Annotated in this window: 9 protein-coding genes and 1 pseudogene; 5 read left to right on the top strand and 5 right to left on the bottom strand. The window is 56.1% G+C overall.

Annotated features, from left to right (window positions below):
* Positions 1-41 precede the first annotated feature (41 nt).
* Positions 42-968 (top strand): annotated as a pseudogene (locus Q363_RS46355) (universal stress protein); the annotation flags it as partial.
* A gap of 33 nt (positions 969-1,001) precedes the next feature.
* Here the strand turns inward: Q363_RS46355 and Q363_RS45510 are convergent.
* A complete protein-coding gene (locus Q363_RS45510) occupies positions 1,002-1,133 on the bottom strand; it encodes a hypothetical protein (RefSeq protein WP_281176014.1) in 132 nt (43 codons plus the stop codon).
* Between the two features lie 484 nt (positions 1,134-1,617).
* Between Q363_RS45510 and Q363_RS40665 the strand changes: the two genes are divergently transcribed.
* Positions 1,618-1,983, top strand: coding sequence for a hypothetical protein (locus Q363_RS40665; protein ID WP_157467060.1), 366 nt, complete (start codon positions 1,618-1,620; stop codon positions 1,981-1,983).
* Between the two features lie 67 nt (positions 1,984-2,050).
* On the opposite strand, the gene Q363_RS40660 is transcribed toward Q363_RS40665, so the two are convergent.
* The 4 genes from Q363_RS40660 to Q363_RS17260 form a co-directional block, all read right to left on the bottom strand.
* Entirely contained in the window at positions 2,051-2,296 is a 246-nt protein-coding gene (locus Q363_RS40660) for a hypothetical protein (RefSeq protein ID WP_157467057.1), read from the bottom strand.
* Positions 2,297-2,871: 575 nt separating this feature from the next.
* Positions 2,872-4,014 carry a tetratricopeptide repeat protein gene (locus tag Q363_RS17270; RefSeq protein ID WP_051978908.1) on the bottom strand — a complete coding sequence of 381 codons (1,143 nt, stop codon included), beginning with the start codon at positions 4,012-4,014 and terminating at the stop codon, positions 2,872-2,874.
* Positions 4,015-4,251: 237 nt separating this feature from the next.
* On the bottom strand, positions 4,252-7,767 hold the full coding sequence (locus Q363_RS17265) for a TonB-dependent receptor (RefSeq protein WP_281176018.1): 3,516 nt from the start codon (positions 7,765-7,767) through the stop codon (positions 4,252-4,254).
* 301 nt (positions 7,768-8,068) lie between these two features.
* Positions 8,069-9,874 carry a CRTAC1 family protein gene (locus tag Q363_RS17260; protein WP_084080466.1) on the bottom strand — a complete coding sequence of 602 codons (1,806 nt, stop codon included), beginning with the start codon at positions 9,872-9,874 and terminating at the stop codon, positions 8,069-8,071.
* A gap of 2,033 nt (positions 9,875-11,907) precedes the next feature.
* Between Q363_RS17260 and Q363_RS40655 the strand changes: the two genes are divergently transcribed.
* From Q363_RS40655 to Q363_RS46350, 3 genes are all read left to right on the top strand, one after another.
* Positions 11,908-12,336 carry a hypothetical protein gene (locus Q363_RS40655; protein WP_157467054.1) on the top strand — a complete coding sequence of 143 codons (429 nt, stop codon included), beginning with the start codon at positions 11,908-11,910 and terminating at the stop codon, positions 12,334-12,336.
* Positions 12,308-12,889, top strand: a complete 582-nt coding sequence (locus Q363_RS36225; protein ID WP_169747022.1) for a hypothetical protein — start codon at positions 12,308-12,310, stop codon at positions 12,887-12,889. The genes Q363_RS40655 and Q363_RS36225 overlap by 29 nt, the downstream gene beginning before the upstream one ends.
* Positions 12,890-13,107: 218 nt before the next feature.
* Positions 13,108-13,345, top strand: a 238-nt coding sequence (locus tag Q363_RS46350; RefSeq protein ID WP_425387699.1) for a transposase, incomplete at its 3' end; no start/stop codon positions are given.

Here is a 13,345-nt window from a genome sequence, read left to right as displayed (position 1 = left end):
TCGGCACGACTTGCACGATCTGTGATTCGTGTAACAGGAGCATGATTTGTAGTGTTCAGGTAAGCCGGGTCGCGTTCATCGGCTGGCGTCGAGCGCGATTGCCGGCTGGTCGCCGATCCCAAGGGGCAACGGCCACAGCTCAAAACATGGCGCAACTCAGCCGCGCAGGTCGAATTGGTCGCTCCGGGCATGCCACAAATCTATATACTTTTAACGGTATGGCTCATTATCGGCGGGCCCTAGTCGCGTTGTCATTGGGAGACCAGGATTTCCAGCTTCTAGATTACGTGTCCATGTTGTGTTGTATCAACGGGATTGGCGAACTCGATCTGGTCCACGTCACCGCGCATCGCGCACCGGAACTGCAGCGCATCCTGGACGATCGAACACAGAGGGTAGGCGAGAGATTTCCGGATTACATTCAGTCGAATCGTCTATTCCACCACCTATTGGAGGGCGACCGATGCGACAAGCTCGTTGAATTCTCTGCTGAACGGCACAATGATGTGATCCTCGTCGGTCATAGCGCCAGTCACAACCCGCGGCGCTCACTTGCCCGGAGCCTTGTTAGAAAGGCCCTGTGCTCTGTCTGGCTGTTTCCGAATGAGTCGCCCGTGAAACTCAGGCGCATTGTGGCCCCCATAGATCTCTCGGACCACTCTGCGGATTCCCTACAGGAAGCAATTTACATTGCGATATTGGCTGGCCTCAGAGAGGTCACCGCTCTTCACGTTTACTTTGATCCCACAACCGTGACGTATAACGGACGGGAGACCCAGATGCTCCGCAAGGATGAACACGAGGTCGCAAGCTTTCTCCAGAGATTCGATCCTCATGGCCTCCGGATTGTGCCTCGTTCTATAGAGGAGTCCAACGTAGCGCACGCAATTCATCGTGTCTGTACTGAGCAAGGCGCTGATCTTATTGTCATGGGTACGCGCGGCCGAAGCGCCGCGGCATCGATCCTCCTCGGCAGCGAGACAGAACGTACTCTAATGGAATCAAAGATCCCAGTCCTCGTCGTCAAGCACTTTGGGGCCCGACGCGGGCTTCTTGACGTTCTCCTCCACAATCGGCTTCGTCATGGCGAGGATATCCATTTCGACTGAGTCTGACGTTTCGAGAACAGACATCAACAATCCTCACTGACAATTAGACCGTTTCGAGGGGGTTGGGCAAAAATAGCCAGATTGCGGGTCAGCAAAGTCGATATGGTGTAGGACATCGCTTGTCTCCTCTCGGCATCTAGCCAAAGCCAAGATGCCGAAGTGCGCATCAGGCCGTCGCCTTCTAGATGCAGGCGTCGGAGGAAAGTCGCAGTAAGATGCCGAGCCATCGTCTGGCCGACTGGCTACAGAGTTGTGAAGTAAAGACAGTCGCTATGCAGTCGACTGGGGTTTATTGGATTCCGCTCTACGAGATTCTGGAAGAGCGTGGCGCCTGGAGGTTTATCTGGTCAATGCGCGGCACACCAAGAACCTGCCAGGACGCAAGAGCGACGTGCAAGAGAGCCAGTGGTTGCTGAAATTGCACACCTATGGGCTACTGAACAACTCCTTCCAACCCGTGTCCGAGATTCGGGTGCTTCGAACCTATTGGCGGCAACGGGGAGAACACGTGCGTGAAGCGGCGACCTGCATTCAGCGGATGCAAAAAGCCCTGACGCAGATGAACGTGCAATTAGCCAACGTGATCAGCGACATAAGCGGGCTGACCGGACAGGCGATCATACGGGCGATCGTGGCCGGCGAACGCAATCCACGGAAGCTGGCTACGCTCAGTGATCCGCGGGTTCAAGCCAGCCAGGAAATCGCCAAAAGCCTGGAGGGCAACTGGCGTCCGGAACTGCTGTTCGTGCTGCAACAGGAAGTAGACCTGTACGACACCTATCAGAAACGAATCGCCGAGCGCCTGCGCCGAAATCGTAATCGCGCAGGCGGCCGCAAGAAGAATCAGATTGCGGATCGTCGAAAGCGGCTTTGAGGTCGCAATCCGTAGACTTGCTAATTGCTGCATGTTGCCTCCAAAAACTAGCTCGTTCCAGTTTTATTCACCGCAAAAAACGCAGCGCAACCGGTTGCGCTGCGTAACCTGCGGATTCCAATGCGAGTACCTTTTTATGCTGAACAACCATCATCACTGCGCCGACTGTCAGGCCGTCAGCGACAGCAAGATCACGCTGGGAATGGACTCTTTGCTCCAGAGGAGATTTGTGTTTGATCGATGCCAATGCTCTTTTCACGATGGCGAAAGAGCAGGCAGTTGAAAACCCAGCAACGAAGCTGCGACGATCCAAAGGAACCTCCAGCTAGACAATAAGACTGTGCTCTCTTATACGTGTAAATGGAAGATTTGTTGCGGCATCCAATCCAATTAATCGTCATCCGGTTACGGGAGTTGATCTGGCCTCGCAGCCTACGCTGTCGCGCTTTGAAAGCTCTGTCGGACCCAGGCAACCACGGTCCAGCAGCATTTTATGAATGGGATCGGCCCCGAGACGGGCCGAGTCGTTGGCATCGGGATAGCCGCAGGCAATCGAGAACACGCGCTGCGCAAACCTTCCCAGCGTGCCGTTCATTGCGCAGGCAGCCAGCCATGCCGGAGATCAACCCATAGCCCCGCTCGGCCGCCCGCAGCAGCACTGCTCTGACGCTGATCGAAGGCCACCACCGTCGGCTTATCGAAAATATCCGGAAACAACAAACGCTCTGTTGTGCTAACCTCTGACACGCGAAGGCCTCTTCTGCTTCTTCAAACACTGTCTTGACAATATGTTTGAAGCAGATGAGGCCTTCCGTTGTTGCTCCTTCGTGAATTTTCCTAGCTAGGCCGCTCAACTAAACTGGAAGCACTGAAGCGACGCTGACGAGCCTACGGCTTGCTGCTTTGATTCAAACGGTCCGCAGCCTTGTCGCGTGCGGCTGCCTTCAACTCCTTGTACTTCTTTAGCTCCCGATCGGCATCTTCTGCGCGTCCGCTCCGGCGATAGGCCACCTGAAGCTGATAGTGAACAAAATCATCCTTGGGACTCAGCTTCGCTGCAGCCTCCAGATATGGAATCGCCTCTGCCGTTTGGCCGCTCTCAAGCAACACCTTTCCAAGTTGATATTGAACCTGCGGGTAGTTCGGGTTTGCCGCAATCAAGCTGCGCAATTGTGCAATTCCCTCTTCCTTCTGCGAGGTCTGGAGCAAAGCGAACGCAAGGTCATACTGGGAGTCAGCGTCGCGCGGCTCAATCTTCAGCGCCGCTTTCAGATCGGCGATTGCATCTGCCGGTCTGTTCATCCGAATCAACGTCGCACCTATCTGGTAGTGAACCTCCGCAGACTCTGCCGATGCCTCCAGCGTCCGAAGGCACTTCATCGCCTGCTCGTAGTTCTCCGACGCTGTATATAACTTGCAGACGAGCAAGCGAACGTCCGGACTTAGATCTCTGCCCTCCAGAATCCCGGCAAGTGTGTTTCCCTGCTGCGGCTGGTTCGTCCGGATCAGCGAGTACGCCCACGCATACGTCGCTCGGGGGTCCTTGAGAACAGCTTCGCTGACGAGCGTGAAGTTTTTGGCCGCTTCCGCGAATTGCTCCAGTGAAAACTGAGACATTGCAAGCATCAGGCGAGAGCTCTGGTCCGACGGATTCGCAGCAACAGCAGCCGACAGCGCGCGTACGCTCTCGCCGTACTCCTCCAGCCGGAAGGCAGCCGTGCCAAGGTTTCTCATCACGCCTGGAGTGGAAGGATCCCATCTCTCAGCGTCCTGGAAATGTCCCAGCGCCTCGCGATATCTTCGCTGGCGAGCCTCTGCCGTTCCCCAATCGTCAAAGGCGCTTCCGAGAATCTTCCGTAGTTGCCGCTCCTGCGCAGCAAGCTGCTTTCTGGTCGCCGACGATCGTTGGACTTTCTTGAGATTAGAGTGAACCTGGGCCAGATCGTCTAATGCCACTTCTGTAAGCGCCTGTGACGACGCGATTACCTGAGACGGATCGCCCTGCGAGATAGCCTGTCGCCGCGTGGCCAACAGGTCCTGAAGCCTTCTGCTCTCTGTTTCGGAGAACGACGATTGACTCGGCGATTGCCCCAGCAAAGCGCCGGACAAGGAGATGGTTAATACAAGCAATTGCAAAAACCGTACAGCAGGATCCATTGAGTAATAGTGCCACGGTCGACTGAAATCAAGTCATGCGAACAGAAGGTTGAGTAACCCTGCCAAAGAAAACCGGGCGAATCCGTACAGCAATCCGCCCGGCCCTTTGTCTTAGAAGTTCACGTGCAGGCCGTACTGAATCTGCCGCGCATTTCCAATTAGACCGCTCGACGTTCCAAATCCGCTCTGTTGGTCCTGAGCGCTGACGATGTTATTCGTCGCACTGCAGGGCGCATAGAGCTTATGGCCCGTGGAGGCATCCGTTCCAATCTGGCTGCCGCAGTTGATCGCCGAGAAGGGCGAGTTCTGCGAGAGCGAGCCGGGATTGAAGTTCGGGTGATTGAGCAGGTTGAAGAAGTCCAGGTGGAACTTAATCACGACTCGTTCATGCCAGACCGGCCAGTTCTTGCTAAGAGAAAAGTCGGTATTGTTGAAATTCGGCCCACCGCAGATACCGCGCGGGGCCATGTTGTTCGGGATCGTACCCAGAGCGTAGCCAACCAGCGTGAACGCGCCGGGGTTGATGATTGTGTTGTCATGACGGCCGCTGACGCAGCTCTGTCCCGTCGCCAGAGGACGAAGCGGCGATGTGAAGCCGGTTTGCACTAGAGCACCGCTCTGGTTTAGCTGGCTGGTGTACGTCGTCCCGGTTACAGGGTTGACTCCCAGGTTTGCCTCGTGTGCTCCCTGATAAATGCTGAAGCTGTTACCATTCTGCGAGGTGACGATCGTCGCCAGTTCCCATCCACCGAGTACGCCGCGCTCCAGTGCATTGGCCCCGCGCAACTTCGGCAGGAACCAGATGGCATTGGCCACGAACATATTCGGCCGGTTTACGTTCGACGTGCCATAGTCCAAACGCGGCATCGTGTAATACGTACGAGCCTGGTTACCGATGCCTCCGCTTGAATCATCCGTAATCACATCCGTTAGGGCATGCGACCATGTATACGCCGCACCGAGCTGCAGGATATCGCCGATTCGCGTCTTCAACGACATCTGAAGACCGTTGTAGTTCGATCCGCCTCCGTGCGCCCAGTAGGTCAGCGTGCCGTTATTGCCGCCCGCAGGATACGGACGGAGCTTGTTGACATCTCCGCTGTTGGCAAACGTCGCCGTCATCCAGTTGCTCTGAGCGATCGAGTTGATGTCATACGAGCTTGTCAGGTGGATTCCACGGTTGCCCACATAGGCCACCTGGAAGATCGTGTTTCTGCCAAGCTGCTGTTCGACGGCCAGGTTCCATTGCCATGAGTTTGGCAGCACTGAGCTTGGATCGGCGCCACCCGACGGGCTTGCTGTGCCCGAAAGGCTCGCCGGCGTCGGTCCGCCCAGCGTTCGGGCGTAGTTGTTCGTCGTCAGAGCAAACGGGGCGTTGGCAACCAGCGTGTACCGCGAGATGCGCTCACGCTGATAGAACTGTCCGACGCCTGCTCGGATCACTGTCGTGCCCGTACCGAAGGCGTCGTAGGCGACACCGATACGCGGAGCAAAGTGATTGTATCCGTTCTTCACCAGCGAACGATTCGGTCCCGGAGTACCGTGGCTGAAGTTCGTGCCGAACTGACTGTTTGCCGCTCCGCAGGGATCCTTACCCGGCGCAACCCACAGGCCGTTGCACGCGTCGCTGGCTGGCTTCGCCGGATCGTAGAGCTGCGGTTGGAAGCTGGTGAGCTGATCGTTCGGTTGGAATGCAGCCAACAACAGTGAGTAGCGAACACCGTAGGTGAGGGTCAACTTCGGCAGCGCCCTCCACGTATCGCCAGCGTAGAACTCATAATCGCGCCAACGAAGCTGTGCGCGAACGTTGGTTGATGTCTCATTGATATTGAAGACATTGCCGGTCAACTCGAGATTTGCCAGCGCGTCGTTAGTGTCGATGCCGCCGGAGCTGGTAGCAACGCTGCCAACTGTCGGGCGTTCTCCCGTGCTGCTGTTGACGTCCTCATCCTTGCCATTGAAGCCGAAGAATGCACCGAATTTGAACGTGTGCTGTCCTTTTACCCACGAGAGATCATCGCGGAAGGTGTAAATATCCAGCTGATTCTGCCATGGAGCCTGAAGTTGAGTTGTTCCTCCATAAACGCCAAAGTTCACTGAAGGCACACCGAGAGGGCTGTGCTTCAGGGATGCAGCATACAGCGTCGGGATCGAACCCGAGACCGAACTCAGGATGCTCGCGTTCGTTCCGCCAGGCGTAATCAGGATGCGGTTGTCGGAGTAGTTGAAGGCCGCGTCATTCACGAGAGTGCTGCGAATGGTGGACGTCCAGTGAGCTGTGATCGACTTCGACGGCTGCGCCCAGTTGCTGTTCAGCGCCGGATACACCGTATCACCCCAGTACCCTGCATTGAAGGCGGGGTTCGACCAGGTGTCCTGCGTGTAACGTCCCATGATGTGGTTCGAATGATTCAGGTCATAATCGACGCGCACGTTCTCTTGGCGCCAGTTGAGAGCTGTCGGCTGCGACACCGACCAGTTCTGTCCGTTCGAATTCAGCGCACCGTTTGCCGTATTGGGCAACGGAAGCATCTGCATCATTGCCGTCGCCGATGGATCCACCGCAGCAAGCTTCAGTGGCCCCGCCAGCTTGTTCGCAGGAACCCTGCTGAAGTCGGGGCGATTCGCCGTGTTACAGCCCGGGACCGAGAAATCGCCAGCGCGCTCAGCAGCGGTCGGCACGCAGGCACTCACCTGGCGGCCCTTGATCTCGTGGTTCCACTCCTGGTTGAAGAAGAAGAAGAGCTTGTCCCGCAGGATGGGTCCACCAATCGAGTAGCCCCAATCGTTGCGGCGCTGCTTGTCCTTACCGTCTAGAGGCAGGCCCTTTCCTGCATTTTGCGCAGAAAAGTAGGTGTATGCGTTCAATGCGTCGTTGCGGCCGTTATAGAACACGCTGCCGTGAAAGCTGTTCGTTCCGCTGCGCGTGATGATGCTGATGACCGAACCAGAGGCCTGCCCGTACTCTGGGCCATAGCTGTTCAGCAGCATCTTGAACTCGGCGATAGCCTCGTTCGACGGATAAATCAGGATCGTGCGGTTCGATCCCACGTCGTTATTGTTCACGCCATCGACCAGGAAGAGATTGTTCGTGGTGGGATTGCCGTTTACCGACATGTCCACGCCGCCGTTCAGTCCCTTGCCTGTGTTCTGGAAGTTATTCGCGGCTGATACGCCCGGCTGGAGTTGGGTCAGTTGAACGAAGTTACGACCGTTCAGCGGAAGTTCCTTCACCTGCGTGCCATCGACGGTTTCGCCAAGAGCAGCGCTGTCCGTCTGTACCTGCAGAGCGTTGGCCTGGACCGTAATGGCTTCAGTAACGCTGCCAACCTGCAAATGCGCATCCACGGTCGTCGTCGTCGCGACGTGGACCACAGCTCCCTGTGCCGTGAACTCCTTGAAGTTGGCAGACACTATCTTGACGTTGTAGGTTGAGTCCGGCAATTCTGCAAACGTGTAGTTGCCTTGTGCGTCCGTCGTAGCCGTAAACGTCTTCGACGTGGCTGTGTTCACAACTGTGACCCTTGCGCCCGATACAGCCGCACCGGAGGAATCCGTTACCGTTCCACTAAGTATTCCCGTTAACTTTTGCGCATGCGCTGAACCTGGCCAAAAAATCAAAGCCATGATGAACGCAACAAGAAGCGACCAGCCTACTGGTCTCTTCATAGTGATTGCCTCCCCTGATAGTGTTTCTTGCTTGCAACTGAATCGTTCGATGTGGAGTTTTTAGCTCTACTAAACGGTTTGAACTGTCTTTAAAGTGACTCTTGAACCGCGCCAGAACGTTTAAACGTTTAGTTCAACGTTGTCAAGTCCAAATTTGATTTTGCGAGGGACTAGGCCTGTGGGTTTCCGGCCTCTTTACGCATGACTCTGTCGTCTGAGCCGCGATCCGCCGAGAAGCGAGACAACTTGCGGAGTCCTATTAACGACCTTGATGCTTCCCGGAGGGCACGATCCCACTTCGGGGAACGATCCCACTACCTTCCGCCACGGAATAAAACTGATCAGCAGCCAATCCGACCAACTTTTCCACCTTGCCGGAAGGCCAGCGTATCTCCACAGAGTCGATCCTTGCACTCGTACCCAGGCCGAAATGCAACCGCAGGTCGCTCTGAGACAAATAGCTCCCTCCGCTCCTCACCTCATCGGTCTGACTCATCCCCCCAGCTGTGATCGTTACCCGCGCACCCAATGCCAAACGATTACTCTTCGTTCCCTGCAGTTCAAAGCTCACCCAATGCGAGCCTGCAACACCTTTGTTGTGCAGGATCATCGCGGTCCCATCAATGTCGGATACCACAACGTCAACGTTTCCATCATTGTCCAGGTCAGCCACAGCCAGTCCGCGACTCACTCTTGGCTCCTGCAATGTCGCCCCTGCCTGCTGACCGGCATCGCAGAACGTGCCGTTTCGCTCGTTCATGAAGAGGTTCTTCGGCTGGCGGTAACGCGCGCCTGATGGCAGAGAATCAACCTGTGGATAAACCTGGCCGTTGACTGCGATCAGGTCAGACCACCCATCGTTGTCCAGGTCGGCAAACGCATCTCCCCACTTCACCCACGGAAGCGTTGCAACGGCAACACCCGCATCGTACGAAACATCGCGAAAGTCATCCTTCCCCAGGTTGTGATAAAGCGCATTGTCCTCGTCTGAAAAGTTGGTGACATAAATGGAAAACTGCCCGCTGTGGTCGTAGTCACCGACAGCCACGCCCATCGATCCCTGCTCTGATCCGTCAGCGCTAACTGCAGTTCCCGACTCGAGGCCGATCTCAGTGAACTTGCCATTGCCATCGTTCCGGTAAAGAAAGTTTGGCGTCGAGTCGTTCGCTACGTAGATATCCGGTCGCCCCGAATTGCTGAAGTCCGACCACACCACTCCCAGCCCGTAGTAGCCGTTGGGATCGCTTACGCCGGCTGTCTTGGAAACATCGGTGAACGTTCCGTTGCCGTTGTTATGGAACAGCGAATCACCGGCGCCCTTTAGGCCGCGGGGGCCGCACTGAACATCAATTCCCCGGTATCGGCAGGTCGGCGACTTGCCGAATCCGGGCAGATCGCTCAGCTTGAAGTCCACATAATTCGTCACCATTAGGTCAACGAAACCATCGCCGTCGTAGTCGCCAAAGGCAGCACCCGTTGACCACCGCCCATCCAGCACCCCAGCCTGTTTGGCGACATCGGTAAACGTCCCATCGCCGTTATTGCGATAAAGAACGTTCCCTCCGAGACATGTAACGTAGATGTCTGGATACCCATCGTTGTTGAAGTCCCCAACCGCTCCGCCCATCGCGAAACAAGGCGTTGCCACCCCAGCCTTGTCCGTCACTTCAGTAAAGCTTCCGTCGCGATTGTTGTGATACAGAGCGCTACGCGCCTTTTCGCCCTTTAACGCCATCTCGACCGTAGGCGCATTCGTAAAGTAAATGTCCGGCCATCCATCGCGATCGTAGTCGACAATCAGCACACCACCGCTCATGGACTCCACGATGTATTTCTTCTCCGGTGCCGACAGATGGCGAAAGCGCACCCCCACTTTTTCCGTAACGTCGACCAACTCAGGGATGGCTCTTCCTTTGCACACCAGGCTCTTAGCACCCGCTGGTGGCGGCGGCGCTGGACTATGCGCCTGTGCCAGAAGGCACGCGGCTCCCAGTACCTTCAGAGCACCGGCGATGACTTCGCTCCGGATCCAAGTGGACTTCCATGACGACGAGTAGCGCGGCAACGACTTTCTGCACCTCCAAATGCGCTCTTTATTCTACTTAAACGTTTTGTTCAACCATGTCGGGGAATAGTCCTCTTAGTAAGTATCCTCCGGCAGAGCCGGAGGCTTTACGATTGCTGGCCCCTCAAAGGGCCTAATCGCAATCGTGGAAAGACAGAATCATGCCAATCCAATATCTCTGCGGCACTTCACGGTTCAGGCAACGCGCTTCCCTGGCCTTCGGCGGCAGCCTGTTTCAAACCGTGCATACTCCCGGAACTGTCAAACTTCTACTGCCTCCCCTGCAAAGCCGGGGGAACTCCCGGTTGGATTAGACAAGCCGCCAGGCCGATGGCTGTCTTCAACCCCACTCTTTACGGTTCCGCACGTTAGCCGATACCGCTGAAAGGACGCGGCGGTAATAGTCCTCGTACAACGGGATGATTGCGTGAAGCGCAGAAGCGGTCCTGCGCAGTGCGGCGTGCAGCATCGACGATGGCACAAACGGCCTGCTCTTTCCCATCGGAGACGTCGACGCCATGGCCAACGCCGCCATCGCTCTATTCAATAATTCAACTCGTCTCGAAGCCATGGCCAAAGCCATGTTTGGCTAATGTCGGAAATGGCTGGTTGCCGACAATAGCGCAACAAGGGCAGCGCGATCGGAACCACCACCATCTTGCCCCCCAGTAGCCCAGCACGCCGCGCTCAATCATCCTGCGTGCGGTTTCGCGAATCGCCATCATGCAGATCATTCAATCTGGCGATATCGCATTGATGCACACTCAGTGGACGGTGTCCTCACCTCAGTCAATTTCCGTGTATGCGATCGAGATTGCACGTCGGCCAGCCGGACGAGATGTGGTGCTGGCTTATTGGCGACCCCTTTATGGTTGGTAGGCAGACTGCGGCCTGAAGCGAAGGCATAACCCAGGATAAGGATCAGTACATTAGCGCGATTGTGGTCCGATGATCGGCTGACTAATAGCTAGTAGCGTTGCTCCCGTGTCACGGTAGTACTCTATCGGAACCGCTCCATACCAACATCATTCGACGAGGCTCGACCTGTTCGGGGAGCGGTTCGGATAGAGCCGTAAGAAGGAAGCCGATGGTGCGGTGGGGGAGGGTGCTCGGGGCTATGGGTTTTCAACCCGTTGATGGCTGGAGGGGCTGGTGAGAAGCGCGGCAAGCGACGAACTCCGGAATGTGGGGAGTGCGCATCCTGCATGCGGTCAGGGCACAGAGTGTTGGTGACTTCGATGGTCACACGGCCGTTTCGAGGCACGGGGCAGACGTTCAGAGAGCATGGCGAGAGGCATGCGCAATGGGTCGGGTTCAGCGGGCGCTCAAGAGGTGTCATACGTACATGCCAGTCTGGTTTCGGCGAAGGCGATCTGGGCAGCGGTAAGCCGCTCGACCACGCGCATGGGGCCGTGGCAGTGAGGGCATGGCCAGGTAGTAAGCTTGCTGGACAACGATGCAGCAGTTGCCTGCAGTAATTCGTGGAGGAGGCAGCGGCAGATCGGCAGCAACTCTCTGCTATTACGGTTGGCGAGCCAACCGTAATAGCGGATGCGGGGGAAGGCTCTGGGCAGCTTCGCAAATTAGTTCCTGAGGAGTCGGGTTACCGACCACTTCGAGCTGTTGGCTGCCCTTCGATGGGCGGACTTGCCGCTAACCCCGTTTTTTCGGGTTGGTGTTATGGAAATAGCACAGGAATCGTTCGTGCTACCGTCTTGTTATCGGGTGCCGTATGAAAGAAGCCCGACGTTGCGGAGCCAGCCAACCTTCCCCCATTCCGTGGGTGTGCGCTTCTGTCTCTTACTGCTGGCACACTGCTTAAGAATCGTCGGTGAGTTCGAGGACAACCTGAAGAAGTATCTGTCGATCCCTATGGACATGCCAGTCCATAGGGACCACCGAAGTAGGGCAGGCTGGGCGTTGCCGTCCGCTCCTATCGGAGATGAGGTTCCAATGATGTGTCAATCTAGCAGTAGCCAATTCAGTGTTGGCTTCGACCTAGCGCAGAGCGCGAGACGATTGGCGAGAATTGGATGCACGACTTCTTTTCTTCCTGCTTTGTTAGCGGCCTACCTCTTGGGCCGTTTGATTTGCTTGCTCAATCATCCGGTGAAACGCAAAAGCCCCCAGGCATGACAACGCCCCCTTCTGCCCAGGAGCTTGCAAACCAAGTCAACAATCCGGCGGCTCCAGTCACATTTGTTCAGTTTCGCAATATACTCGCGCCCAACGTAGCCGACGCCAAGGGCGTCGTCAATTCGTTGCAAATGCAACCGGTCCTCCCGATCGGACCGTTCAAACAGTTTCCATACGTCCAATTGGTAAAGCTGACGATGCCTTTGTATGTCGCGCTTCCTGGTGCTGTGCCCTTGTCTGTCGTGGTGCCCGGCTCCTCGCAGCGTCCAGAGTTCGGTGTCACAGGGTATAGGCGACTTGCAGCTTTTCGATCTCGTCTCGATTAAGCAATCCTGGGGAAGTTGGGGCTTCGGCCCAGCGCTGGTTTTTCCTACGGCGTCGGAGACTGCGCTGGGTGTTGGCAAACGGGAGGCCGGTCCATCGGTGGCCTTGATGTATACCGGCGTCAAGAATCTTACCGCCGGGGCGATCATACAAAATCCAATTTCTTATGCGGGCTCCCCTGACCGACCAGACGTGAATAACATGATCATCACTCCCACCTTTACCTTCAACCTGAAGGAGGGCTGGTTCGTGGGTCTCAGCGACTATCACTTCAGCTTCAACTGGAAAAATGGCGGGGCTGCAACCATCCCGCTTGGAGCGCAGATGGGAAAGGTCGTTACACTCGGTAGGCAGCCAGTCAGCATGTCGATCCAAGCCGGAGGTGTCGCTCACCATGCGGCGAATACTCCCGACCCCGGTTGGATACCCGGTTTTGAAATTAGCCCGATATTTAACTTTCACGTCGGTCCCGGACAAAAAATCAAGGCCCGGAGACAGAAATCAGGAGTACCCAGTAGCGCGGCTCTCTTCAATTTGTGGGTTGGAATTTGGTAGAGCAGACCTTGACATCAGTGACCTGCTCATAGAAGACGCTCCTTGTGTTTACTAAAGAGCCTCCATTTCCGCAAAGTCCGCTTTCCGGCAAGTTCTCGGTTCTATGGCCTCAAATGAAAAGCGACGCTATTAGCCCGAATAATTCTTGAAGGTTGAAGAAGCGAAAGCTCCGGACATGCTGTCAAGACAGTGTTTAAATAAGCCAAAGAGGCCTATGCGTGTCAGACAATAGCACGACAGAGTGTTTGTTGTTCGCTGAGATTTTTCCCAAGCCGGTCGTGGCGCAGTTCGATCAGCGGCAGGGCAGTTCCGATGGCGGCGCCATCCTGTTGAAGGCGGCCGAGCGAGGCTACGGCTTGATCGGCGGCTTGGCCGGGTGCCTGGAAGACAAGCGGCAAGCTGGGAAGATCGAACATTCGTTGCGCGAGTTGCTGGCGCAGCGTGTATTCTCGATTG

Source organism: Edaphobacter aggregans DSM 19364 (assembly GCF_000745965.1).
GTDB classification, from domain to species: domain Bacteria; phylum Acidobacteriota; class Terriglobia; order Terriglobales; family Acidobacteriaceae; genus Edaphobacter; species Edaphobacter aggregans.
The sequence above is the reverse complement of the archived record's forward strand: the minus strand, read 5'-3'. Positions and strand labels throughout refer to the sequence as shown.